This is a genomic window from Stenotrophomonas maltophilia group sp. RNC7 (assembly GCF_030910085.1).
Lineage (GTDB): Bacteria > Pseudomonadota > Gammaproteobacteria > Xanthomonadales > Xanthomonadaceae > Stenotrophomonas > Stenotrophomonas sepilia.
Window position 1 is genome coordinate 90,500 of the sequence record NZ_JAVFVN010000361.1, and the last position, 23,831, is coordinate 114,330.

Genomic DNA, 23,831 nt, shown 5'->3' on the forward strand with positions numbered 1-23,831 from the left:
GATCCACGCCGTGCGTGGATAAACGCTACATCGCCTCGCGCACGTCCATTAACGCGAACCCCAGCAGGTTCAATCCGCGCCACTGTGCCGGGTTGTGCGCGTCGGCGTGGTCCTTGGCCAGGCCGATGCCCCAGATGACGTCCACCGGGCTGGCTTCGACCAGCACCCAGCCTTCGGTAGAGCGCAGGAACGCGCCCAGTTCCGGGTTCTGCGCGAACTTGGCCTTGTTGCCCTCCACGACTAGGTCGTAGCGTGCCTGCGTCCAGAGCGCCTCGTCGAAGCCTTCGATCTTGCGGCCGAGCGCCTTGGCCTTGTCCGGCGTGGCGCTGGCGATGATCGTGTCGAGCAGGCCGGTGGCACCGAACAGGCGCGCCTTGCCGGCCATCATGTAGTGCTCGGCGGTGCGGTAGTGCATGCCATCGATGTCGAAGCCTGCGTCATACCACTGGCTGAAGCACGAGGCGGACACACCGATGCGCGGCGGCTGGTGGCCCCAGAAGCAGAGGTAACGCAGGTCTTCGCCTGCGGCCTGGCGCTGCTGCAGGTCACGCAGGAAACGGGAGTCGTCTTTCATCGCTACAGGATACCGCGTCAGCGACGGCGCTCCGGGAGCTGCCAAGCTTGGTTGGCAGCGATCCCCATTCGCCGGGCATGGCCCGGCGCCACCAGTGCTTACGCAGTGCGCGCCAGTGCCAGGCGCAGCAGTCGCGCATCCAGGCGCTCTGCGAAATCCTTCGGTGCCTGCAGACCCATGCGCTGCAGGTACACCGCATCGCCGTCGCCGGCCGGTTGCCGCAGCGCTGCCCAGACGGTGCGCAGCTTGTCGCTGCGGGTCTGCGTGTTGGCCTTCAGCCACGCCAGCGCTTTGACCAGCACCTGCTCGATCTCGTTGAAATCGCTGCCCAGCGGGTAGTCCGGCAGGCTGCCATCGGCGCGGAATGGTGCCAGTGCCGCCGCCAGCGCCTGGGGCGTGTTGCGCTGCAGGCGCTGCGGGTCGGGCTGGGATGCCGCCAGCAGCTTGCGCGAGGCCTGTGCCTGCTGCAGCAGATCGCCCTGGAAGGGCGCTTCGGTAATTGCGGTCATCGCATGCACGCAGTCCTCGTCGGTCAGCCCGCGCAGATCGGCGATGCCGTACTCGTTGAGGTAGATGTCACGCAGGTGGCGAGGGATGGTGGTGTGGCCGTAGTTCCAGCGCACGTTCGATTCCCGGCGGCCCTTGTCATCGCGTGCGGCACGGAACATCAGCACGCTGCGCGCTTCCGGCAGGGCATGTGCCATCGCCACGAAGTTGTACTGGCCGCCCACGCCGGACACCACGCGTCCATCGTCCAGCGCATCCGATACCGCCGCGCCGAGCGCGGTAGCCATCATGCAGGAATTGAAGAAACGCGCATGGCGGCGCTGCAGGCGCTCCAGTGCCTCGTTACCGCCATACAGCTGGTTGATCTCGCTGATGCGGCGCATGCCGATCGCACGGCATTCGTCTTCCGGCAGCGTGCGCAGCCACTCGTAGAACTCCGGCGAGCCCAGGTAGAAGGCGCCATGCAGGTACTCGCCTTCCGCGGCGAGGGTGGCGTGGTCGATCGACAACGTGCTGCCATTCTCGATGCGTTGCATCAGCGCCAGGTCGTCGTGCACCTTGCGCCTGATCACCCCGGTCTGCACCAGGCGGCGGAAGCCCTCATTGAGCATCTCGCTGCAGCCGTACAGGCCCACCTCGAACGGATCCACGCCGCCGATCTCCTGCACCAGCGGGTGGCTGGCCAGCTGCGGATCCAGCGCGTGCAGCACGCGGCGGTAGCGCGCGTTGTCGGTGTGGCGCAGCACCAGCGCATGGCTGAGGGCATCGGCCAGCGTGCCGATGCCGATCTGCAGGGTGCCGCCATCGCGTACCAGGGTGCTGGCATACAGGCCGATGGCGTAGTCGGCGTCGCCGACCGGCTGCCGCGGCAGCCCGAACAGCGCCGGGTACGGCGGAGGCGGAGTGATCACCAGATCGAAGAACGACACATCGACCGTCGCCGAGCCGCCCAGATAGGGCAGCTGCGGATCGATCTCGGCAATCAGCAACGGGCGTGGCAGGCCACGCGCGGTCATCGCATCGAGCGTGTCCTGGGTGATGTCGTTGTTGCACGACAGCGAAAGCCGACGGTCATTCGGCCGCATCGCCACCTTCTGCACGATGACCTGCGGCGCGCGCTGCGCGACCGCGTCGGCGGCATGGGTGTAGTTCAGGCTGGTATAGCTGGATTGCGCCTGCCGCGAACCGAGCAGGGCGCCGGACTGCATGTAGAACTCTTCCACCTGCACGTGCGCTGGCAACGCGTCGCGCGCGATCGCATCGGCATAGGCCAGGCGCGGGAAATCGTCGCCGAAGTGGCGCTGCGCGAACGGCGCAAGGAAGCGTGCCTCCAGGCCGTTGCCACGCGCTTTCGGCGGGTTCAACGACAGCGCGGTATACAGCTGCAGCGGCCGTGAGGGATCGTGCTCGACGCGCGCATACAGGGCGTTGAGCAGCCGATGCGGCTTGCCCAGCGCCAGCGGTGCCCCGATCCGCAGCGGCCCGTCCACGCGCGCAAACAGCCAGTCGACGGCGGCGTCCAGGTCGGTGAGGTGTTCGGTCATGCGCGGCGGTCCTGCGTGTGGGGGAGTGCGGGCATTACAGCATGTCGGGCTTGAACCGCCGTCGACGCGAGACTTCTGCGCCGGACACCATGAACTGCCCATCGCCGCGGTAATGCACCGTGCGCGGCAGTTTCGGCCGGGGCGCAACATGGGCGCGCACGATCTCCCAGATGAACAGATTGCTCGACGCCACCTGGCTGTCGTCGTACAAGCGGCATTCGAAGTTCGAGTGGCACTGCCCGACCAGCGGCGCGCCGACCTCGCGCGCGGGCAGCGCATCGAGCCCGAAACGGGCGAACTTGTCGACCTCGCGGCCGCTGCAGTTGCCGATGTCCACCACGGTATCGAGCAGTTCCACGCCGGGTACGTTGATCACGCACTCGCCACTGCCGACGGCCAGTGCATGGCTGTGGTTTTCATTCCACAGGTAGGTGGCGACCAGCGACGGCGAGAAGCCCATCACCATGTGCCAGCCCATCGTCATCAGGTTGTGCTGGCCGCGCCAGGCGGTGCTGACCAGCACGATCGGGCCGGGTTCGAGGAAGCGGCGGGCCTGCTCGACCGGGAATTCCTTCTTGGGAAGCGCTTTCATCCGGGGCCTCGGCTGGGAGGGCTCGATGCTGGCGCAAAGCCGATGAATCCGGAGTCGAGGGGCTTGACAGCTGGTTCGATTACGTGCGTAATCGATCTGTCGATTACGGATGTAAATCATGACCCCGATCAGCGAAGCCGAAGCCGTTGTGATGGAGGTGCTGTGGCATCAGGCACCGCGTAGTGCCGACGAAGTGGTCGCCGCGCTGGCCCACCGTGACTGGGCCGAGCCGACCATCAAGACCCTGCTCAACCGCCTGCTGACCAAGGGCGCGATCGCCGCCGAGCGCGATGGACGGCGCTATCTGTATCGCCCGCTGTTGCAGCGCCAGGCCTGGGTGGAGGCGCAGAGCCAGGACTTCATCGGCCGTGTCTTCGAAGGGCGCGTGGCGCCGCTGGTGGCGCACTTCAGCGAGCGCGGCCAGCTGAGCGCACAGGACATCGCCGAGCTGAAGAAGCTGATCCAGGAGCTGGATCATGACTGAGCTGCTCGGTGGACTGTGGCAGGCCAGCGTGTGGCTGGCCATGGGGGTGATCCTGCTGGCCGTGCTGCGACCGCTGCTGGTGTGGATGGGGGGCGCTGGACTGGCTTATCGCAGCTGGTGGTTGTTGCCGATGCTGCTGGTGACCTTGCTGCTGCCGTTGCCGCAGGCTGCGCTGTTGCAGCACGTGCCGACAGTGCCGCTGAAAGTCGAGCCAGGGGCGGTGGACGAACTGGCAGGGCCGTCGCTGCCATGGGCACCGCTGTTGCTGCTGGCATGGGCGCTGGGCATGGGCATCTGCCTGCTGCGCGACCTGCGCGCACAGCGTCGTTTCGAACGGCGCATGGGCCCGCTGAAGCCGCGCGCCGATGGCAGCTGGCAGGCCAGTAGTGATCCAGGCCTGCCAGCACTGGTTGGCCTGTGGCGGCCGCGAATCGTGGTTGGCCCGGACTTCGATCAACAGTTCAGCGCACAGGAACAGGGGCTGATCCTGCAGCACGAGCGCAGCCACCGTCGCAATGGCGATCACTGGGCCAACGGCGCGTTGCTGCTGGCGCGCGCGGTGTTCTGGTTCCACCCGCTGCTGTCCTGGGCCGCACGCCGCTTCCTGCGCGACCAGGAACTGGCCTGCGATGCCCGTACCATCGCCCCGCAGCCTGCGCTGCGCGGCCTTTATGCCGGCACGCTGCTGAAGGCGCAGCTGGTCCACCCGGTTGCGCCAGCGGTCTGCCATTGGCGCAGCCAACCCGTGTTGAAGGAGCGTATCGCCATGTTGAAGCAGTCCAAGCGGAAGGCATTGCCGTGGGTATCGGGGCAGGTGCTGGTCGTCGGGTTGTGCCTGGGAATGGGCGCAGTAGCGTGGGCCAGCCAGGGCGGTGCGATGGCCGGCCGCCCGGCAGCGGCGGTCACGGATCGGGAGATCCAGGTCGTCAAGATGCCACCGCCCTCCTATCCCAGGTCCGCGTTCGAGCAACGCCAGGTGGGCGTGGTGAACCTGCGCGTGGAAGTGGACGCCAGCGGCCAACCCACCGATGTCAGAGTGCTCAGTGCCACCAATCCGGGCGTGTTCGACGCGGTGTCGATCACCGCAGCGCGCAGCTGGACCTATCGGCCGGCGATGAAGAACGGCAAGCCGGTGGCAGGCGCAGTGAAGATTCCGATCACCTTTGCGATGGACAACAGCGAGGACGCCCAGTGAAGTCCGCGCCGCTGCTCGTGGTGGCGGCGCTGATGGTGGGGTGTGCGAGCCAGGAACGGCTGGCCACCGTGCACACCCGCAGCGAGAATGTCGGCCACCAGCGACTGCAGCCGCAGGCGGGCGGTGGCAGTGGGCAGTTGCAGGCGTATTCGCTGGGTGCGACCGAGGGCTACCGGATGCCGCAGTTGTATGCGGCACCGGACCCGGAGGTCGGTGATCGCGACCCGCGCGCGGAACTGGCGCCGACCACCATCTGCCTGCAGGTAGTGGTGGATGAGCAGGGCGGTGTCGAACGCAGCATGCCGCTGACCGATCGCCAGGACTGCGCCGCAGGAGCCGCACGCGAGAATGCGCCCCTGATTGAGGCTGCGCAGGAGGCCGTGGCGATGTGGAAGTACTCGTCCGCAGCGGTCTGCCACTTCGCCGCTGGCAAGGTGCCTGCCGACCGCGGCGACTGTCGCGGCGCCGAGCGCGTCGAGCCGGTGGCGGTCACCCTGCAGTACGCCTTCACCTTCGAGATCGTGAAGGGCCAGCACGTGGTGCGTACGCAGGGAAAATGATCGCTCGCGATGACCGGGGTAGCGCCGGGCCATGCCCGGCGGGCGCAGCGGCGTGGATCAGGCTCCACCCTGGATGTTGGCCTTCACCGCCGGTTGCATCAGCTTCGGTTCTTCCAGCGTGGCATCGCGGGCCTGGCGCACGCTGACGAACTCTGCCTCGGCCACGCCGTCATGCACGTGGATGTTGTGCGCGCGCTGTTCGCCGATGGTGGTTTCGTTGGCGAAGTCGCGGCCGCCCGGGCCGTAGTCGTGGCAGACGAACACGCGGGTGGCATCGGGCAGGGCCAGCAGGCGCTGGATCGAGCGGTACAGCTGTGCGGCATCGCCACCCGGGAAATCGCAGCGTGCGGTGCCTCCGTCGGGCATGAATAGCGAGTCACCGGTGAACAGTGCATCGCCGATCAGGTAGGCGATGCTGTCGCTGGTGTGGCCGGGCACGGCGATCACCTGTCCTTGCAGCTCGCCAATGGCAAAGGTTTCGCCGTCGCTGAACAGGTGATCGAAGATCTCATCGGCGGCCGGAAGCTGCAGGCCATAGCGCGGCGCGAACGTTGCCTGCACCGCGCGGATGCCTTCACCGATGGCCAGCGTGGCCTGCGGGAAGCGCTGCTTGAGCCGGCGCCCGGCCGATACATGGTCGGCATGGGCATGGGTTTCCAGCAGCCAGCGCAGCTGAAGGTCCTGCTGTTCGATGGCCTGCAATGCCCCGCGCAGCGGTGATTCGCTGCTGGCGTCGGTGTCCGGGTCGTAGTCCAGGACCGGGTCGATCAGCGCCGCCTCACCGCTGGCCGGATCGCTGACCAGGTAGCTGAAGGTATTGCTGTCACGGTGGAAGAACGACTGCACCTGGACCGGCATCGGAATTCTCCTCAGCGCGTGCCTAGCACGCGATTCAGCAACTGCGCCAGGTTTTCACCGGCCAGTCGCAGCTGCGCTTCGGCCAGCGGCCGGTAGCGCTCGGTGTATTCGTCACCGATTTTATGCGACGCCGGATAAACGCCAGCTTGCATGGAGATGCGGCAGCTGGCTTCGGCCCAGGCCTGCGGGTCGCGCTGCGGGTTGGACTGGCGCGCCAGCTTTGGCGCGCGCTGGCCCTGCAGCACCGGCAGGTAGCCGGCATCGTCCAGCTTGCGGGTGTTGAGCATGCCGCTGTCCCACAGCGAGTGCAGGTTGGTACCGCGGTTGCCGAACTGCAGCTGGAAATCGTTGCCGCCCTTGTCGTGGGCGTAACCGGCGTGCATCGGCTGGTGGATATCGCCGACCAGGTGCACGACGAACTTCAGTGCCTGCAGGCGCTCGCCATCGGTCAGGCTGCGATCACCGAGGATGGCGCTCTGTGCCTTCAGGGCCTCGACGATGCAGTTGCCGTTCTTGCAGTGCTTCGGTGCTTCGTAGTGGCAGTCGTCTTCGGCGATGTTGACGTAGTGCCAGCCGGCCGAGCGACGGCCCAGACCCGGGTCCTTGGCGCGCAGCTGGTCGGCCCAGGGCGCGATGCTGGCCAGCGTGGCGTCTGGCTCGATGGCCAGCAGGCGGTCCACTTCGGCGCGGGCGGCGGGGTTGAGGCGGGCGTCGGCGACTTCGGCAACCAGGCGGTGGCCTTGCGCGCCCCAGGCATGGGCGGGGGCGGAGACGGACAGCAGGGCCGGCGCCAGGGCGGCGGCGAGGAACAGGGAGTGCAGGGCTTTCATGCACACATTCTAGCGGGGTAGGTGGATTGAGGAGCGGCGCGTTCCTGTTCCGAAGTGGGAGCGCAGAGGGAGGGGCGGCGGGACACGCCGTAAATCCGTCCCTGGAGGCTCGATGGCGCCATCCATGGCGCCAACGGTCCCGCAGCGCCTGCCCCTGCAGCCCCATCCAACATGGCCGCGGAGGCGGATGCAAACGTCAAAGGCAACATCAAGAACAAATGCAGGATCAAAATCCGCCTTTTGCAATTGCAGGCAACCATTACGCCTCGGATGTACAGGCTCTGCTCCCCGCCTCGCCCCAGCTCCGGAACCGCTTCAGTCTCAGGCACAAAAAAGCCCCGGCAATCACCGGGGCAACATGCTGCGAGGGTTTGTGCGTGCAGCGGGGGAGCGGGGGCGAAGCCCCCGCAATCAACACACCGCTTAGAACTTGAAGACGTAGGACGCGCCGTAGACCAGCGGATCGATGTTGACGGTGCCGATCTTCTCGCCGTTCAACTTCACCTTGCTGTCGATGTCGATCCAGCGCATGTCCACGCGCAGGGCGCCCTTCTCGCCGATCGCGAAGTCGATGCCCGCATGCGCGGCCAGGCCCCACGAATCCTGCAGCTTCAGCTTGCTGCCGGCCAATGCACCGGTGGTGTCTTCGCTGAAGAAGGTGGTGTAGTTCACGCCCGCGCCGATGAACGGCGACACCTTGCCCTTGCTGTTGAAGTGGTACTGCACGGTCACCACCGGCGGCAGCTGCTTGGTGCTGCCGACGCGGCCCAGGCCGTTGATGTTGATGTCGTGCTTGAACGGCAGTGCGGCCAGCACTTCGATGCCCAGGTTGTCGGCGATGAAGTACTCGCCGGTGATGGTCGGCTTGACGTCGTTGTCGACGTCGACCTTCAGGGTGCCGCCGGCCAGCCAGCCGTTGTTCGACTTCGGCGCCACCTGGTGCACGCCGGCCGAAACGGTCCAGTCGCCCTTGGACTGGGCCATGGCCGGGGCGGCGGCGAGGGACAGGGCGGCGGCCAGGCTGGCCACGATCAGGGGGGAGGTCTTGCGCATGGGGGTGTTCTCGTTGCTGGGTGGATGGCGACAGTCTCGGCCTCACGCCGCGCTAACGCTTTGATCCGGATCAAATCCTGTCCGCCGACCTGCTGGCGGCCCGGCCTGGCCCACGGTGGCCAGCCTCGGCCTGCTAGACTTGTGGGCCCTATCCATCCCGCCGCACCCGTCGCGGCTGCAGGAGCTTGAGAAATGGCAATCAAGGTTGGTATCAACGGTTTCGGTCGCATCGGGCGTAACGTCCTGCGCTCGGCGGTGCTGAACTTCGGCGACGACATCGAAATCGTGGCCATCAACGATCTGCTGGAGCCGGATTACCTGGCCTACATGCTCAAGTACGACTCCGTGCACGGCCGCTTCGAGGCCGACGTGGCGGTGCAGGGCAACGACCTGCTGGTCAACGGCAAGAAGATCCGCCTGACCCAGGAGCGCGACCCGGCCAACCTGAAGTGGGACGAAGTCGGCGCCGACGTGGTGCTGGAAGCCACCGGCCTGTTCCTGACCAAGGAAACCGCGCAGAAGCACATCGATGCCGGCGCCAGGAAGGTCATCATGTCGGCCCCGTCGAAGGACGACACGCCGATGTTCGTGTTCGGCGTGAACGACAAGACCTATGCTGGCCAGGCAATCATCTCCAACGCCTCGTGCACCACCAACTGCCTGGCCCCGCTGGCCAAGGTCATCAACGACAAGTGGGGCATCAAGCGCGGCCTGATGACCACCGTGCATGCGGCCACCGCCACCCAGAAGACCGTCGATGGCCCGTCCAACAAGGACTGGCGCGGTGGCCGTGGCATCCTGGAAAACATCATTCCCTCGTCCACCGGTGCGGCCAAGGCCGTCGGCGTGGTCATCCCGGAACTGAACAAGAAGCTGACCGGCATGAGCTTCCGCGTCCCGACCTCGGACGTGTCGGTGGTCGACCTGACCGTCGAGCTGGAGAAGGAAGCCACCTACGCCGAGATCTGCGCTGAAGTGAAGGCACAGAGCGAAGGCGCGCTGAAGGGCATCCTGGGCTACACCGAAGACAAGGTGGTGGCCACCGATTTCCGCGGCGAGACCTGCACCTCGGTGTTCGACGCCGACGCCGGTATCGCCCTGGACGGCACCTTCGTCAAGCTGGTGACCTGGTACGACAACGAGTGGGGCTACTCCAACAAGTGCCTGGAAATGGCCAAGGTCATCGCCGCCAAGTAAGGCCGGTGTGGATCGAAGACGGACCCCGGCCTGGCCGGGGTTCGTCGTTTATGGGCCCCACCCTGTCGTAGCATGGGGCGGTCGACCGCCGCCGCTGGGGCGCGGGATCGCATTGGAAGCACGCAATGGAAGCACTGATAGCCCTGGTCGTACTGGTTCTTCTGGCCATCCCGCTGTTGCTGGTGGTCGCGCTGGTGATGATTGCCGGCCTGCGCCGCCGCGTCGCTGCGCTGGAAAGCGCGATGGCCGCCGCGCCGGCCGCCGTCAGGCCGGCCGCCACCGCACCCGCGCCTGAACGGCCTGGGGCCGCACCTGCTGCCAGCGCCGATCCACCGTTCCTGCGGCCGGCCGCCGCTGCTGTGCCTCAGCCCCCGCAGCCACCGGTGCGCGAAGCAACGCCCACCGGGGTGCCTGTCCCCCGTCCTGCTGCGCCACCGCCGGTGCCACCGGTGCCGGTGCAGCCGCCGCTGCCTTCCGAACCGGCACTGCCCAATGTCATCGAGCGTGGCATCGGTGCGGTCAAGCGCTGGTTCACCGAAGGCAACGTGCCGGTCAAGATCGGCATGCTGGTGCTGCTGGCCGGTGTCGCTGCGCTGCTGAAGTACGTCAGCGACCAGGGCTGGCTGGTGCTGCCGATCGAACTGCGCCTGGCCGGCGTCACCGTGGCTGCGCTGGGCCTGCTGGCCTTCGGCTGGCACCAGCGCGAACGCCGGCGGCTGTTTGCGCTGGCGCTGCAGGGCGGTGCCATTGGCGTGCTGTTGCTGACCATCTTCGCCGCATTCAAACGGTTCGAGCTGCTCAACCCCGGGTTTGCCTTCGCCAGTTCGATCGCGCTGGTGGCCGGCCTGTGCGTGCTGGCGGTGGTGCAGAACTCGCGCACGTTGGCGGTACTGGGCATCCTGGCCGGCTTCATGGCACCGCTGTGGCTGTCCACCGGCAGTGGCAACCACGTGGGGCTGTTCAGCTACTACGCGGTGCTCAACGCTGGCATCTTCGCCATCGCCTGGTTCCGTCCGTGGCGTGCGCTGAACCTGCTTGGCTTCGCTTTTACCTTCGGCATCGGTACGTTCTGGGGCGTGTTGCAGTACGCGCCGGACAAGTTCAGCAGCACCGAGCCGTTCCTGCTGCTGTTCTTCGCCTTCTACCTGTTGATCCCGCTGCTGTACGCGCGCCGGCAGCCCGCCGGGCGACGTGACCTGGTCGACGGCAGCCTGGTGTTCGGCACGCCCTTGGTCGCCTTCTCGATGCAGGCAGGCATGCTGCACGCGCAACCGATGACGCTGGCGCTGTGCGCGCTGGGCCTGGCGGCGATCTATGCGGTATTGGCCCGGGCGCTGATCGCACGTGCGTCGTACACCGTGCTGGCGCAGTCGCATGCGGTGCTGGCGGTGGGCTTCGCCACGCTGGCGGTGCCGCTGGCATTGTCGGCGCGCGCCACCGGCGCCGTGTTTGCACTGGAAGGTGCTGGCCTGGCGTGGTTGGGGCTGCGCCAGAAGCGCTGGCTGCCGCAGGTCTCCGGCGCGTTGCTGCAGATCGGCGCCGCATTCGCCTTCGTTGCCGGTGGCGATCACTGGCACGAAGACCTGCGCTTCCTGATCAACCCGACCGCCATTGGCGCGCTGCTGCTGGCCCTGGCCGGCTTCGCGTCGGCGTGGAGCTACCAGCGCAGGCCGCGTCATGAGGTCGCACTGGTGTATTACCTGTGGGGCCTGCTGTGGTGGCTGGGCGGCCTGGTCCATGAGATCACCCGCTTCTTCCCGTACCGCACCGAAGTGGACGCGTTGCTGGTGCTGGCCGCGGTCACTGCCTGGCTGGCGGCCGAAGCGCAGCGTCGCCAGCCGGCGCGTGCGCTGGGCGTTACTGCGCTGGCCATGCTCGCGCTGGGCTTCCCGCTGGCCCTGATGCAGAGCGATGCACACCACCAGCCGTTCGCCGGTCATGGCGCGCTGGCCTGGGCGGTGTTCGCGGTGCTGGGCGTGCGGACCCTGCTGTGCCTGCGCCAGGGCGGCGATACCGTGGCCCGCATCGCGCAGTTCCTGTGGTGGCTGCTGTGGCCGTCGCTGCTTTCGCTGCTGGCCTTGTGGGGTGGTGGCGAGGCCGGCCTGGCGCAGGGTTGGACGACCCTGCTGGTGACCTTGCCGTGGCTGCTGATGGCGGCGCTGTCGCTGTGGCGCTGGAACGCATTGCGCTGGCCGCTGGGCGCGGCCTTCGACAGCGTGCGCGTCCCGCTGCAGTGCGTGCTGTTCGGCCTGCTGGCGATCGGCTGGCTGTTCGGCCAGCTGCTGCCGGGCGACGCCGCACCGCTGCTGTGGCTGCCGGTGCTGAATCCGGCGGAGATCGGCCAGTGGCTGAGCTTGTTGCTGCTGGCGCGCTGGCTGTACGGCGATCAGCAACCGCAGGCGCCGCAGGCATTGCTGAACATCCGCATGCCGCTGCTGGCATTGGCGGCCTTCCTCGCGTTGACCAGCCTGGTGCTGCATGGCGTACACCAATGGGGTGGACTGGCGTGGAATGCGTCGATGATGCGCTTCAGCCTGGCGCAGACCAGCCTGACCGTGTTGTGGAGCGTGCTGGGTGTGATTGCCTGGGTGTGGGGTTCGCGTCGCAGCCAGCGTGTGTTGTGGATGGTCGGTGCCGTGCTGATGGGCGTGGTGCTGGCCAAGCTGGTTATTGTCGATCGCCAGCACCTGGGCAACCTGCTGGGCATCGCATCGTTCATCGCCTACGGCCTGCTGTGCACGGTAGTGGGTTATCTGGCACCGGCACCGCCAAGCGCGGCGCCGACCGTGGAGGAAACGCAATGAGGAAGTGGAGCAGGGCGCTGCTGCCGGCGATGTTCGGCATGCTGGCCGCCGTCGTGGTACAGGCGGCTGATTACCGCACGCAGTATGCCGAGCAATGGCCGCTTACATTGTCCAGTGCGCAGTCCGGTGCCTACCGTATCGTGCTGGAGCCGGCGATCTACCGCCGTGCCGTAACCGCCGATCTCAGCGATCTGCAGGTGTTCAACGCGGCCAGCCAGTTGTTGCCGTCGGCACTGCTGGCGCCGGACCAGCCGCTGGCGCAGTCGCCGGTGCAGCGTGAACTGCCGTGGTTCGTGCTGCCGCCGCTGGCCGATGCCCAGCGCAACGACCTGCAGCTGCTGACCGAGCGCGATACCGATGGGCGCGTGCGCCGGGTCGAAGCGCGGGTGGGTGGCGGGGCAGCGGCGAGCGGGCAGGGCGGCTGGCTGATCGACGCCAGCATGCTCGACCAGCAGCCGCTGGCGGCACTGGTGCTGGACTGGACCGACAGCGGCCAGCCGCTGCAGGCGCAGGTGCAGCTGGATGCCAGTGACGACCTGCAGCACTGGCGATCGATTGGCCGCGACGTGCCGCTGGTGGATCTGCAGCGCGCCGGCAAGCGCCTGCTGCAGCGCCGCCTGCAGGTGGACGGCGCTGCACGCTACCTGCGCATCCTGGCGCAGGGCGACTCGCGCCTGCCGACCCTGCGCGGCGTACTGGCGGAACTGCCGCCAGCACCGGCCACGCTGCCTTGGGAATGGCTGTCGCTGGAGCCGACGTCGTTGGGCAAGGGCGAGTACACCTTCGAGATGGATGGCCGGTTCCCGGTGGCGCGTGCCGATGTGGCCAGCACCGATAACAGCCTGGTGCAATGGACGCTGTTCAGCCGCGATGACGAGAGTGCGGAATGGCAACGTCGCAGCGCGCCGTGGATCGCCTACCAGGTACAACAGGGCACGCAGGGCCAGCGCCAGCAGTCGGCGGCACAGCCGCTGGGCGGGGTGCACCGCGACCGCTACTGGAAACTGGTGGCGAATCCGGCGGAAACCGCCACCGCGCCGACACTGCGGTTGGGCTACCAGCCGGAAGTGCTGGTGTTCCTGAGCCAGGGTGCGGCGCCCTACGCACTGGCGGTGGGCAGCGCGACCGCGCGCCGCACGGACGCGCCGATCGGGGTGCTGATCGAGGAACTTCGGCAGCGCAACGATCCTTCGTGGCAGCCGACACTGGCGCGCCTGGAAGGCAGCCCGGAGCCGCTGGCCGGCGATGCAGCACTGAAGCCGCAGCGCGATTGGAAATCGTGGTTGCTATGGGCGTTGCTGGGCCTGGGCGTACTGGTGGTGGGTGGCCTGGCGCTCAGCCTGCTTCGGCAGAAGCCTGCGCCTTCGGAATAGGTTCCAGCGAACGGCGCAGCCCCTCGTGGGTGGGCGGTTGGTCGCGTAAAGCAAAAGCAAAAGCAGCGCTTGGCCGGGCGGGGCGGGTTCGCGGGGGACGCCGCAAGTACGTCCTTGTAGGCTTGGCAGCCGCATCCATGCGGCTGACACCCTCGCGAACCCACCCCGCCCGGCGTCTGACAATTTCCGTGTGCGTCCACCCACGGAAAGAAAAAAAGAAGAGCAAAAGCTGCTTGGCAGGGCGCTCTTTGTAGAGCCGAGCCCATGCTCGGCTGCTGTTCGCGATAGACCCAGCCGAGCACGGGCTCGGCTCTACATTTTTCTCCGGCACCAGAAACCGCTCTTGCCCTTTGCCATCTGCATCACCTCAGGTGCCTGTCGAGGCCGGGGCGGTGTGGGCTGACACCCCTGCCAGCCCACACCACCCCGGCCCACTCACAGCACCACGAAGCGCCAGCGCTTTGGCCGTTGCCGTTGCTGTTGCATTTGCCCTGCGCCTCTGCCTGCCGCAGGCATCGGCCCTCCCACCAGCCGCACCCGATACAATGGCCGTCTGCCGCAGTCCGGCATCCCGTCCCCGAGCCAAAGAGTTGCCCATGTCCATTGTCCGCATGACCGACCTCGACCTCTCCGGCAAGCGCGTGCTGATCCGCCAGGATCTGAACGTGCCGATCGAGAATGGCCGCATCACCTCCGAACAGCGCATCACCGCTTCGCTGCCGACGCTCAAGCGCGCGCTGGAGCAGGGCGCGGCGGTGATGGTCACCTCGCACCTGGGGCGCCCGAAGGAAGGCGTGTGGAGCGAGGCCGATTCGCTGGCACCGGTCGCCCAGCGCCTGTCCGAGCTGCTGGGCCGCGAAGTTCCGCTGGTGCGCGACTGGGTCGACGGCGTCGACGTGCAGCCGGGCCAGCTGGTGCTGCTGGAAAACTGCCGCATGAACGTCGGCGAGGGCAAGGATGACGAGGCCCTGTCGAAGAAGTACGCCGCCCTGTGCGACGTGTTCGTGATGGATGCCTTCGGTACCGCGCACCGTGCGCAGGCTTCCACCCATGGTGTCATCCGCTTCGCACCGGTCGCGGCCGGTGGCCCGCTGCTGATGGCCGAGCTGGACGCGCTGGCGCAGGCGCTGGATGCACCGGCCAAGCCGCTGTTGGCCATCGTCGCCGGCAGCAAGGTCAGCACCAAGCTGGAGTTGCTGGCCAATCTGGTTGGCAAGGTCGACCAGCTGATCGTCGGTGGCGGCATCGCCAACACCTTCATCGCCGCAGCTGGCTACAACGTCGGCAAGTCCCTGTACGAGCCGGACCTGCTGGACACCGCGAAGAAGATCGTGGCCGATGCCAAGGCACGCGGCGCCGACATTCCGCTGCCGGTTGACGTGGTCACCGCCAAGCAGTTCCTGCCCGACGCTGCCGCAGAAGTGAAGGCGGTCGATGCCGTTGCCGAAGACGACCTGATCCTGGACATCGGCCCGCAGACCGCCGCGCAGTACGCGCAGCTGATCGAGAAGGCCGGCACCGTGGTCTGGAACGGCCCGGTCGGCGTGTTCGAGTTCGAAGCCTTCAGCAAGGGCACCGAAGCGCTGGCCCGCGCGATCGCCAGCTCGAAGGCGTTCTCCATCGCCGGCGGTGGCGATACCCTGGCCGCGGTCGACAAGTTCGATATCGCCGGCGACGTCAGCTACATCTCCACTGGTGGTGGTGCGTTCCTGGAATTCCTGGAAGGCAAGACCCTGCCGGCTGTCGCCGCACTCGACGCGCGCGGCGCATGAGTGCCGAGCGCGGCAAGGATGTGCTGTTCTTCGATCTCGACGGCACGCTGATCGATTCGCAGGTGGGCATCACCGCCTGCATCGCCTATGCGCTGCAGAAGATGGACCATCCGGTGCCGCCGCAGGAAACCCTGCTGGGCTGGATCGGTCCGTCGCTGCGCACTACCTTCGCGCCGTTGTTCGTCGAACCGGCGCGGGTGGAACAGGCCGTGGGCTACTACCGGGAGCGCTTCGACGTCGAAGGCTGGCGCGAGCACACGGTGTACCCGCAGGTGGAAGGCACGCTGCGCACGCTGCATGGCCGTGGACACCGGCTGGCGGTGGTCACCGCCAAGAACGAGCCGCACGCACGCCGCATCCTCGCCCACCTGCCGTTTGGTGGGCTGTTCGAGGAGATCGTCGGTTCAACCCTGGATGGCTCGCGCAGCCACAAGCCGGAACTGGTCGGCGAAGCACTGCGCCGGCTGCAGGTGCAGCCGGCACAGTGCTGGATGATCGGCGACCGGCGCATGGACATCGAAGGCGCGCGCCACCATGGCCTGCGCAGTGTCGGCGTGCTGTGGGGCTTTGGCGGAGAGGCGGAATTGACGGAAGCCGGTGCCAGTCAGCTGGCACGTGAGCCGGCGCAGCTGGAAACGCTGCTGGCCTAGCTTCCTGTAGAGCCGAGCCCATGCTCGGCCCCACAGAACCGCCCCTGCGCCAGCGTATGTCCGGACGATGTCCGCTTCATGACCCGCGAAGTCAGGCGGCACAAGGCTGTAACCGTATACATGCGGCGTGAAGGATGTGCTAATTTCCGTTCTTTACCGGGAGAGGCCCATCCACCATGTTCGAGCGTCAGCGTCGCACCAAGATCCTTGCCACCCTCGGTCCGGCCACTGACCCGCCGGGCGTGCTGGAGGATCTGTTCCGCGCCGGCGTCAACGTGGTGCGCCTGAACTTCAGCCATGGCGATCCGTCCGGCCAGGCCAAGCGTGCCGCCGAAGTGCGTGCCGCTGCGGCCCGCGTGGGCGTGGAAGTGGGCATCCTGGCCGACCTGCCGGGCCCGAAGATCCGCATCGAGCGCTTCGCCGAAGGCAAGGTGCAGCTGAAGGCGGGCGACCGCTTCGACCTGATCGCCAGCGAGAACGCCGGCCCGGGCACTGCCAGCGAGGTGGGCGTGAGCTACCTTGGCCTGCCGCAGGACGTCGGCCCGGGTGATGTGCTGCTGCTCGACGACGGCCTGATGCAGTTGCAGGTGGTGGAAGTGCAGGGCGACCGTATCGTCAACACCGTGCTGAATGATGGTGTGTTGTCCGACCGCAAGGGCCTGAACAAGCAGGGCGGCGGCCTCTCGCTGGGTGCGCTGACCGAGCGCGACAAGGAGCTGATCGGCATCGTTGCCAAGATCGGCGTGGACTTCATCGCCGTGTCGTTCTGCCGCAATGCGCAGGACATGAACGATGCGCGCGACATCGCCCGTTCGCACGGCTGTGATGCCGCGCTGGTGTCGAAGATCGAGCGCACCGAGGCAATCGAGAACCTGGAAGAAATCGTCGAGGCCAGCGACGTGGTGATGGTCGCCCGTGGCGACCTGGGCGTGGAAATCGGCGATGCCGAGCTGCCGGGCCTGCAGAAGAAGATCATCAAGGCCTCGCTGGCGCAGAACAAGGTGGTGATCACCGCCACGCAGATGCTGCAGTCGATGGTGGAAAGCCCGATCCCGACCCGCGCCGAAGTACTGGACGTGGCCAACTCGGTCATCGACGGCACCGACGCGGTGATGCTGTCGGCGGAAACTGCCGCTGGCGCCTACCCGGTCAAGGCCGTGGAGGCGATGGCACGCATCTGCCTGGGGGCCGAGCGCCAGTTCCAGACCGAGACCGACTTCAACGCGTCGCCGCGCAACCTGGAACGTGCCGACCAGGCGATTGCCATGGCCACCATGTTCCTGTCGCAGCACGTGGGCGTGCGCGCGATCGTGGCGATGACCGAATCCGGTGGCACCGCACGTTACCTGTCGCGTTTCCGCGCCAAGGCGCCGGTGTTCGCGGTGACCCGCCATGATGGCGCGCGCCGCCAGATGGCGCTGATGCGCGATGTGTTCCCGATCAACTTCGACAGCCGCGGCCTGACCCCGCGCGAAGCCGCGCGCGGCAGCATCCGCCTGCTGGTTGAATCGGAACTGCTGCAGGCCGGTGATCGCGTCGTGTTCACCAGTGGCGAGCACATGGAAACCCACGGTGCCACCAATACCCTGCGCCTGCTGGAAGTGGGTGAGGACGGCCGCGCCATCGGCCTGGGCGACCTGTAAGTAGTGCTGCCCTGGGGCCGGCGCCGCGTTGCGGATCCGACCCCGGGGTCAGACCCCCGCAGAGGCCCTGACCCCCGACGGCGGGACACGGCGTGTCCGGTGCGGACATTGGAAGCGTTTCCATCCTGTCCTCCACGGCGAGGCAACGGGCCGCGGGGCTATACTTGTGTTTTTCCCGCACCCGCCACAGGAAATACATGAGCATCGAACAGCTGGCTGAAACCGCCCAGGCCATGGTCGCCCCGGGCAAGGGCATCATCGCGATCGACGAATCCACCGCTACCATCGCCAAGCGTTTCGCCGGCGTCGGTATCGAGAACACCGAGGAGAACCGTCGCGCCTACCGCGAGCTGCTGCTGACCACGCCGAAGCTCAACGAGCACATTTCCGGCGCCATCCTGTTTGACGAAACCATCCGCCAGTCGACCAAGGACGGCGTGCCGTTCGCCAAGTACATGGCCGACCACGGCATGATTCCGGGCATCAAGGTGGACAAGGGTGCGCACCCGCTGGCCGGCTGCCCGGGCGAGCTGGTGACCGAAGGCCTCGATGGCCTGCGTGAGCGCCTGCAGGAGTACTACAAGCTGGGCGCGCGCTTCGCCAAGTGGCGTGCGGTCATCAACATCGGCGAGAGCATCCCGTCGGGCACCTGCATCGAGTCCAACGCCCATGCGCTGGCCCGCTATGCAGCGCTGTGCCAGGAATGCGGCCTGGTGCCGATGGTCGAGCCGGAAGTGATCATGGACGGCGATCACGACATCGAAACCTGCTACGAAGTCACCGAAGCCACCCTGCGTTCGCTGTTCGACGCCCTGTACCAGCAGAACGTGCTGCTGGAAGGCACCATCCTGAAGGCGTCGATGGTCATCTCCGGCAAGGGCTGCGATGAGCAGGCAGACGTCGAGGAAGTGGCCGAATCGACCGTGATGTGCCTGAAGAGCACCGTGCCGGCGATCCTGCCGGGCGTGGTGTTCCTGTCCGGTGGCCAGAGCGACGAGCAGTCCACCGAGCACCTGAACGCGATGAACCAGCTGGGCAACCTGCCGTGGCCGCTGAGCTTCTCCTACGGCCGCGCCATGCAGCAGGCCGCGCTGAAGCTGTGGGCCAAGGACATGAAGGGCAACTACGCTGCTGCCCAGAAGACCGTGTACGAGCGCGCCAGGGACAACGGCCTGGCGGCGCTGGGCAAGTGGAACGGTTGATCCGTCCCATCGCTGGATGAACAAGGCAGCGCCGGCATCACGCCGGCGTTTGCTTTTGCGGGTATCTTTTCCGCCCCCATGCGCCCGGTCGGTGCGTGGGAACCACATGGAAGGCCAAGGAGAAACAACATGCGTTTGGCAGCAATCACACTGGCCGTAGCCACGGTCCTGGTCGCCGGCGGGTGCAACCGCATCGGCGGCGGCGCGGATGCGGGCAAGGCCGCGTCGCTCGATTTCGACAAGCCGGTCTCCGGCGAGATCACCTCGCGCAGCGGCATCAACTTCAACGACGGCAGCCATCACCAGCTCTACCAGATCAAGCTGGAAGACAGGGATCTGGTCGGCCTGAAGCTTACTGGTGCCCTCAGCGGCTCGATTGCGGTGTTCAACAACGGCAGCCTGGTATCCACCAGCAACACCGGCTATGAGCGCGAGGGGGACGTCTCGCTGGCTTTCCGCGCCAACGGCAGTGGTACCTACCAGGTGGCAGTCAACGCCGATGGCCCGACCGCGTTCGGCCCTTATCGCCTTCGCGCCGAGAAGCTGAAGCCGTACGACGGCAAGCCGCTGGTGGGCAGTGGCGAGATCGTCGATATGCTGGCCAGCAACTCGCAGGACTACACCTTGCAGGTGGACAAGGCGGGCCTGTACGAGATCCGGCTGGTCTCGGATGCCTTCGACCCGGTGCTGAAGCTTTCCGGGCAGGGCGTGGATGCCGAGAATGACGACGGCGGCGACAGCACCAACTCGCGCCTGACCCTGTCACTGAAGCCGGGCAAGTACACGCTGACCGCGCGCGGCCTCGGCGACGGCGTCAGTGGCATGTTCACCTTGTCGGCCAATCGCATCGAGCTGCCGGGCAACCTGGTCGATCGCGATGGCACCGCATTGCCGAAGTCCGGCAGCGTGTACACGATGCTCGACAACGATGGCGTCCGCCGCTTCCTGCTGACGTTGGACCGTCCGACCAATGTGCGGTTGGATGCGATCTCCGGCCAGCTCGATACCGTGCTGCGCGTGGTTGGCGGCGATGTCGAACTGACCGACGATGACGGTGGCAGCGATACCAACGCACGCCTGGAAGAAGCATTGCCGGCTGGTCATTACACCGTCGAGGTGTCCAGCCTGAGCAACGGCGCGGGCATGGTGGAAGTACGCGTGCAGGTGGACGGCGCCAGCGCCGACGAGGCTGCGGCCTCGGCGGCAAGTGCCGCTGCCGACGCCGCCGCTGCTGTGGCCGATGACGCCACCGCGGTGGAAGCTGCCAGCCGTTGAACGTGTTCCACACTCCGTGGGAGTGTGGACAACGGTGCTACAGGAAAGGCCGGGCAATGCCCGGCCTTTCCTTGACGCTGACCGCCGGATTCAGTGCGCGGCGGCAAGGCCCGCATCACCCAGGGGCGGCAGCAGCGACCCACGCGGTTCGCTGTCAGCACTTTGCCCGGCGGCGCTCAACGCCTGCTGGTAGGCCTTGGCCGTTGCGGTATTGAACGCCACCAGCACGATGCGCATCGGTTGCGCATGGCTGCGCTGCCAGGCCAGTGTTTCGGTGACAGCGATCTGCGCGGCCTGGTACAACGGGTAGCCATACACGCCGCAGCTGATCGCCGGGAAGGCGATGGAGTGCACGCCCAGTGATTCGGCCAGCTGCAGTGACTTCCAGTAGCAGTTGGCCAGCAACGCCGGTTCATCGCGCTGGCCGTCGTGCCAGACCGGGCCTACCGTGTGCAGTACATGGCGCGCCGGCAACGCATGGGCACCGGTGGCGCGCACTTCACCCGTCGGGCAACGCACGCCCGGGCGCAGCTCCGGCAACTGCTCGCATTCGGCCCGCAAGGCGGGCCCGGCTGCACGATGGATCGCGCCGTCTACACCGCCGCCACCGAGCAGCGTTTCATTGGCCGCGTTGACGATCGCATCCACCGCCAGGGTCGTGATGTCGCCCTGCCAAACCTCGATCTTCATGCGTCCGTCTCCTGCCTGTGAGGTGATCCGCGCAGCATCTGCGCCGGCTGTTCCCACGGTAGGGGACAGGGCATCGATGCTGCGTCATGACCGTCTCACGCGCTGCGATCCAACGGCCTTCGCGCACGATGGCGGGCGACGCCTTCACGCAGGCTGAAGCGGGAAGGGGGCGGATCCTTTTCCGAATGGAATAGGCTCTGACCCCGGCTGTTACGGCAGGCCGGCCAGCCAGTCGTCGTCGGATCCTTCGTTCACATCGGCGAACAGCGGTGTGGAGAAGTAACGTTCACCAGTATCCGGCAGCATCGCAAGGATCACCGAGCCCGGTTCAGCGCGGGCAGCGATGTCCAGTGCGCTGGCCACGGTGGCGCCGGCGGAGATGCCGACGAAGATGCCTTCCTCGGCGGCCAGGCGACGCGCGGTGGCGATCGCGCGATCATCTTCGACCGAGACCAGTTCATCCACCACGTCGCGGTTGAGCACGTCCGGCACGAAGTCCGGGGTCCAGCCCTGGATCTTGTGCGGCTTCCAGTCATCCCCCTTGAGCAGGGCGGCGCCGGCCGGTTCGGTGGCGATGATGCGGGTCTGCGGGCGTGCCACCTTCAGCACTTCGCCTACGCCAGTGAGCGTGCCGCCGGTGCCCCAGCCGCTGACGAAGTAATCCAGCCGCTTGCCGGCGAAGTCGCGCAGGATCTCGGCAGCGGTGGTGTTGCGGTGATACGCCGGGTTGGCCGGGTTGGCGAACTGGCTGGCCAGGAACCAGCCGTGCTGCTCGGCCAGCTCGGCCGCCCTGCGCACCATGCCGCTGCCGCGCTCGGCGGCCGGGGTCAGGATCACCTTGGCGCCGTAGGCACGCATCAGCTTGCGGCGCTCGACCGAGAAGGTTTCGACCATGGTGGCCACGAACTTGTAGCCGCGCGCGGCGGCGACCATCGCCAGTGCTACGCCGGTGTTGCCCGAGGTGGCCTCCACGATCGTGTCGCCCGGCTTGAGCAGGCCACGTGCTTCGGCATCGAGGATGATCGCCAGTGCCAGGCGGTCCTTCACCGAGCCGCCCGGGTTGAACGACTCGACCTTGGCGTAGACGCTGACCTGCGGGGGCGCCAGGCGCTGCAGCCTGACGATGGGGGTGTTGCCGACGGTATCGAGGATGGAGTCGTACAGGGCCATGGGAGCGCTCCGGAAACGGGGCCGCGCCGGGTTACGGCGGGCGAAGGGGGGAGGGCTGGCCGTTCAGGCCAGCGGCTGCCGGCTGACCGTAGCGCCGGCATATGACGCCCGGAAATGACCAGATACCTTTCTTAAACAACCTTTGGTTATAAGCTGGTGACGGCAATTGACCCTAGAGTGGACTTCCGCCCCATGCCGCCTGCCTGCCCATGACGCTGACCCAGCTGCGCTACCTGGTAGCCATCGCCGACGCCGAGCTGAACATCACGCTGGCCGCCTCGCGCGTGCACGCCACCCAGCCCGGCCTGTCCAAGCAGCTCAAGCAGCTGGAGGACGAGCTCGGCTTCCTGTTGTTCGTGCGCAAGGGGCGCAGCCTGGAGTCGGTTACCCCGGCCGGAACCGAAGTCATCGCGCGTGCCCGCGCGGTGCTGGCCGAAGCCAACAACATCCGTACGTACGCGGCAAACCAGCGGCGCGAAAGCCAGGGCCAGCTGATCCTGACCACCACGCACACCCAGGCGCGCTTCGTGTTGCCGCCGGCGGTGGCGGCGATCAAGCAGGCCTATCCGCAGGTCAGCGTGCACCTGCAGCAGGCCGGTGAAACCGACGCGCTGGACCGCTTGAACCAGGGTGACGCCGATATCGCCATCATCAGCACCGCAGGCGGTGAGCCAACCGATGGCATCGCAGTGCCGCTGTTCCGCTGGCGACGCCTGGTGGTGGTACCCAAGGGCCACCCGTTGGACCGCGCCGGCCGCGCACCGGACCTGGCCGCGCTGGCCCGCCAGCCGCTGATCAGCTACGAATCCTCAACCCGACCGAACTCATCCCTGCAACGCGCCTTCGCCACCAATGGGCTGGTGCCCGACCTGGCGCTGACCGCGCTCGATGCCGACCTGATCAAGACCTACGTGCGCACGGGGCTGGGCGTAGGCCTGCTGGCCGAGATGGCGGTCAGTTCCAATGACGAAGACCTGAGGTCGTGGCCGGCGCCGGATCCGATCAGCGAGTGCATCGCCTGGGCGGTGCTGCCGCGCGACCGCGTGCTGCGTGATTACGCGCTGGAGCTGGTGCACGTGCTGGCACCGCAGATTGATCCGCGCGACCTGCGCAGGGTGCTGGATGGCAACCAGGCCGCAGCGTGGCCGGTGCCCCCGACGTGGGAATCATTGACCCAGACCATCACGGTGTGAGGGGTTGGTCGAGCAGGGCTTGCAGCCCTGCACCCGCCGAATCAATGGCAACAGCCGAAGCAACAGCAACAGCTGGCTTCCGTGGGGGGCGGGGCGGTGTGGGCAGGCAGGACACGCCTTAAACCCATCCTTGGGGGCTCGATGGCGCCATCCATGGCGCCAACGGTCCTGCCTGCCCACACCGCCCCGCCTCTGACAGATCCCGATGGCTGTTGGTAGGTGTCGACCTTGGTCGACACAGTAGATCCACGCCATGCGTGGATGCTTTTCGATTCCAATTCGAAATATTCGATTCCGATGGAGATTCATCCACGCATGGCGTGGATCTCCTGCAGATCGCGGGAAGCTGTCGAAGGCGGGGTGGGTCCGGTTGCGGGGGCGTGAGCCGCATGGGCCCGAGGCATGCCTCGGGCGGGTTGGGCAGGACGCCCAACCCCGGTCTTGCCGTGTGCGCAGGACAGCGCACACGAGCAAGCGGCGACCGAGCCTACATGGACGTATTTACGGCGTCCCCCGCAACCGGACCCACCCCGCCTACCTACAGGAAGCCCGCTTTTGCTTCGGCTGTTGCTGTTGCTCCAGCTCGCAGCGGGTGCAGGGCGCAGCCCTGCCGATAAACCCCCTCCTGCGACGGTTCGTCGCACAGGGCAACCCTGGACCTGCCT

General features: G+C 67.0%; 20 protein-coding genes. 12 read left to right on the top strand and 8 right to left on the bottom strand.

Annotated features, from left to right (window positions below):
- Positions 1 to 25: 25 nt before the first annotated feature.
- The 3 genes from RCF13_RS06315 to RCF13_RS06325 form a co-directional block, all read right to left on the bottom strand.
- Complete coding sequence (locus RCF13_RS06315) at positions 26 to 574, bottom strand: NADAR family protein (protein WP_061479329.1); 549 nt, start codon at positions 572 to 574, stop codon at positions 26 to 28.
- 98 nt (positions 575 to 672) lie between these two features.
- Entirely contained in the window at positions 673 to 2,625 is a 1,953-nt protein-coding gene (locus RCF13_RS06320) for an acetyl-CoA hydrolase/transferase C-terminal domain-containing protein (protein ID WP_134968091.1), read from the bottom strand.
- A 34-nt stretch (positions 2,626 to 2,659) separates the two neighbouring features.
- Entirely contained in the window at positions 2,660 to 3,217 is a 558-nt protein-coding gene (locus tag RCF13_RS06325; RefSeq protein ID WP_005418896.1) for a flavin reductase family protein, read from the bottom strand.
- A 118-nt stretch (positions 3,218 to 3,335) separates the two neighbouring features.
- On the opposite strand from RCF13_RS06325, the gene RCF13_RS06330 reads away from it, so the two are divergent.
- Genes RCF13_RS06330 through RCF13_RS06340 form a run of 3 tightly spaced genes read left to right on the top strand, consistent with a single transcriptional unit; the run spans position 3,336 to position 5,456 of the window.
- Positions 3,336 to 3,701: a BlaI/MecI/CopY family transcriptional regulator gene (locus tag RCF13_RS06330; RefSeq protein WP_061479327.1), complete on the top strand. Its 366-nt coding sequence runs from the start codon at positions 3,336 to 3,338 to the stop codon at positions 3,699 to 3,701.
- Complete coding sequence (locus tag RCF13_RS06335; RefSeq protein ID WP_134968092.1) at positions 3,694 to 4,896, top strand: TonB family protein; 1,203 nt, start codon at positions 3,694 to 3,696, stop codon at positions 4,894 to 4,896. Before RCF13_RS06330 ends, RCF13_RS06335 begins: the two co-directional genes overlap by 8 nt.
- A complete protein-coding gene (locus RCF13_RS06340) occupies positions 4,893 to 5,456 on the top strand; it encodes a hypothetical protein (protein WP_134968093.1) in 564 nt (187 codons plus the stop codon). Before RCF13_RS06335 ends, RCF13_RS06340 begins: the two co-directional genes overlap by 4 nt.
- A 57-nt stretch (positions 5,457 to 5,513) precedes the next feature.
- Here RCF13_RS06340 and RCF13_RS06345 read toward each other — a convergent pair whose 3' ends face one another.
- The 3 genes from RCF13_RS06345 to RCF13_RS06355 all read right to left on the bottom strand — a co-directional run bounded on the left by RCF13_RS06345 (position 5,514) and on the right by RCF13_RS06355 (position 8,197).
- A complete protein-coding gene (locus RCF13_RS06345) occupies positions 5,514 to 6,314 on the bottom strand; it encodes an MBL fold metallo-hydrolase (RefSeq protein WP_061479324.1) in 801 nt (266 codons plus the stop codon).
- A gap of 11 nt (positions 6,315 to 6,325) precedes the next feature.
- A complete protein-coding gene (locus tag RCF13_RS06350; RefSeq protein WP_061479323.1) occupies positions 6,326 to 7,144 on the bottom strand; it encodes a S1/P1 nuclease in 819 nt (272 codons plus the stop codon).
- 423 nt (positions 7,145 to 7,567) lie between these two features.
- Positions 7,568 to 8,197, bottom strand: a complete 630-nt coding sequence (locus tag RCF13_RS06355; protein ID WP_061479321.1) for an OmpW family outer membrane protein — start codon at positions 8,195 to 8,197, stop codon at positions 7,568 to 7,570.
- 192 nt (positions 8,198 to 8,389) lie between these two features.
- On the opposite strand from RCF13_RS06355, the gene gap reads away from it, so the two are divergent.
- From gap to RCF13_RS06395, 8 genes are all read left to right on the top strand, one after another.
- On the top strand, positions 8,390 to 9,394 hold the full coding sequence (gene gap / locus RCF13_RS06360; RefSeq protein ID WP_061479320.1) for a type I glyceraldehyde-3-phosphate dehydrogenase: 1,005 nt from the start codon (positions 8,390 to 8,392) through the stop codon (positions 9,392 to 9,394).
- A 125-nt stretch (positions 9,395 to 9,519) separates the two neighbouring features.
- Positions 9,520 to 12,198, top strand: a complete 2,679-nt coding sequence (locus RCF13_RS06365) for a DUF2339 domain-containing protein (RefSeq protein ID WP_231352272.1) — start codon at positions 9,520 to 9,522, stop codon at positions 12,196 to 12,198.
- Positions 12,195 to 13,571, top strand: coding sequence for a DUF3999 domain-containing protein (locus RCF13_RS06370; protein WP_061479318.1), 1,377 nt, complete (start codon positions 12,195 to 12,197; stop codon positions 13,569 to 13,571). Before RCF13_RS06365 ends, RCF13_RS06370 begins: the two co-directional genes overlap by 4 nt.
- A gap of 596 nt (positions 13,572 to 14,167) precedes the next feature.
- On the top strand, positions 14,168 to 15,343 hold the full coding sequence (locus RCF13_RS06375) for a phosphoglycerate kinase (protein WP_061479317.1): 1,176 nt from the start codon (positions 14,168 to 14,170) through the stop codon (positions 15,341 to 15,343).
- Entirely contained in the window at positions 15,340 to 15,993 is a 654-nt protein-coding gene (locus RCF13_RS06380) for an HAD hydrolase-like protein (protein WP_049413168.1), read from the top strand. The genes RCF13_RS06375 and RCF13_RS06380 overlap by 4 nt, the downstream gene beginning before the upstream one ends.
- Before the next feature lie 176 nt (positions 15,994 to 16,169).
- Positions 16,170 to 17,636, top strand: a complete 1,467-nt coding sequence (gene pyk, locus RCF13_RS06385) for a pyruvate kinase (RefSeq protein ID WP_005418863.1) — start codon at positions 16,170 to 16,172, stop codon at positions 17,634 to 17,636.
- Positions 17,637 to 17,833: 197 nt separating this feature from the next.
- Entirely contained in the window at positions 17,834 to 18,838 is a 1,005-nt protein-coding gene (locus tag RCF13_RS06390) for a class I fructose-bisphosphate aldolase (protein WP_005418861.1), read from the top strand.
- A 129-nt stretch (positions 18,839 to 18,967) separates the two neighbouring features.
- A complete protein-coding gene (locus tag RCF13_RS06395; RefSeq protein ID WP_134968094.1) occupies positions 18,968 to 20,113 on the top strand; it encodes an ABC transporter substrate-binding protein in 1,146 nt (381 codons plus the stop codon).
- 90 nt (positions 20,114 to 20,203) lie between these two features.
- Here RCF13_RS06395 and RCF13_RS06400 read toward each other — a convergent pair whose 3' ends face one another.
- A complete protein-coding gene (locus RCF13_RS06400; protein ID WP_065185299.1) occupies positions 20,204 to 20,803 on the bottom strand; it encodes an O-acetyl-ADP-ribose deacetylase in 600 nt (199 codons plus the stop codon).
- A 210-nt stretch (positions 20,804 to 21,013) separates the two neighbouring features.
- Complete coding sequence (cysK, locus tag RCF13_RS06405) at positions 21,014 to 21,973, bottom strand: cysteine synthase A (protein ID WP_061479314.1); 960 nt, start codon at positions 21,971 to 21,973, stop codon at positions 21,014 to 21,016.
- Between the two features lie 209 nt (positions 21,974 to 22,182).
- On the opposite strand from cysK, the gene RCF13_RS06410 reads away from it, so the two are divergent.
- Positions 22,183 to 23,166 carry a LysR family transcriptional regulator gene (locus tag RCF13_RS06410; RefSeq protein WP_061479313.1) on the top strand — a complete coding sequence of 328 codons (984 nt, stop codon included), beginning with the start codon at positions 22,183 to 22,185 and terminating at the stop codon, positions 23,164 to 23,166.
- Positions 23,167 to 23,831 lie beyond the last annotated feature (665 nt).

Bases quoted from the DNA above. Each gene is read 5' to 3' on its own strand.
- RCF13_RS06315 (WP_061479329.1), bottom strand. From the start codon at position 574: ATGAAAGACGACTCCCGTTTCCTGCGTGACCTGCAGCAGCGCCAGGCC.
- RCF13_RS06320 (WP_134968091.1), bottom strand. From the start codon at position 2,625: ATGACCGAACACCTCACCGACCTGGACGCCGCCGTCGACTGGCTGTTT.
- RCF13_RS06325 (WP_005418896.1), bottom strand. From the start codon at position 3,217: ATGAAAGCGCTTCCCAAGAAGGAATTCCCGGTCGAGCAGGCCCGCCGC.
- RCF13_RS06330 (WP_061479327.1), top strand. From the start codon at position 3,336: ATGACCCCGATCAGCGAAGCCGAAGCCGTTGTGATGGAGGTGCTGTGG.
- RCF13_RS06335 (WP_134968092.1), top strand. From the start codon at position 3,694: ATGACTGAGCTGCTCGGTGGACTGTGGCAGGCCAGCGTGTGGCTGGCC.
- RCF13_RS06345 (WP_061479324.1), bottom strand. From the start codon at position 6,314: ATGCCGGTCCAGGTGCAGTCGTTCTTCCACCGTGACAGCAATACCTTC.
- RCF13_RS06350 (WP_061479323.1), bottom strand. From the start codon at position 7,144: ATGAAAGCCCTGCACTCCCTGTTCCTCGCCGCCGCCCTGGCGCCGGCC.
- RCF13_RS06355 (WP_061479321.1), bottom strand. From the start codon at position 8,197: ATGCGCAAGACCTCCCCCCTGATCGTGGCCAGCCTGGCCGCCGCCCTG.
- gap (WP_061479320.1), top strand. From the start codon at position 8,390: ATGGCAATCAAGGTTGGTATCAACGGTTTCGGTCGCATCGGGCGTAAC.
- RCF13_RS06365 (WP_231352272.1), top strand. From the start codon at position 9,520: ATGGAAGCACTGATAGCCCTGGTCGTACTGGTTCTTCTGGCCATCCCG.
- RCF13_RS06370 (WP_061479318.1), top strand. From the start codon at position 12,195: ATGAGGAAGTGGAGCAGGGCGCTGCTGCCGGCGATGTTCGGCATGCTG.
- RCF13_RS06375 (WP_061479317.1), top strand. From the start codon at position 14,168: ATGTCCATTGTCCGCATGACCGACCTCGACCTCTCCGGCAAGCGCGTG.
- RCF13_RS06380 (WP_049413168.1), top strand. From the start codon at position 15,340: ATGAGTGCCGAGCGCGGCAAGGATGTGCTGTTCTTCGATCTCGACGGC.
- pyk (WP_005418863.1), top strand. From the start codon at position 16,170: ATGTTCGAGCGTCAGCGTCGCACCAAGATCCTTGCCACCCTCGGTCCG.
- RCF13_RS06390 (WP_005418861.1), top strand. From the start codon at position 17,834: ATGAGCATCGAACAGCTGGCTGAAACCGCCCAGGCCATGGTCGCCCCG.
- RCF13_RS06395 (WP_134968094.1), top strand. From the start codon at position 18,968: ATGCGTTTGGCAGCAATCACACTGGCCGTAGCCACGGTCCTGGTCGCC.
- RCF13_RS06400 (WP_065185299.1), bottom strand. From the start codon at position 20,803: ATGAAGATCGAGGTTTGGCAGGGCGACATCACGACCCTGGCGGTGGAT.
- cysK (WP_061479314.1), bottom strand. From the start codon at position 21,973: ATGGCCCTGTACGACTCCATCCTCGATACCGTCGGCAACACCCCCATC.
- RCF13_RS06410 (WP_061479313.1), top strand. From the start codon at position 22,183: ATGACGCTGACCCAGCTGCGCTACCTGGTAGCCATCGCCGACGCCGAG.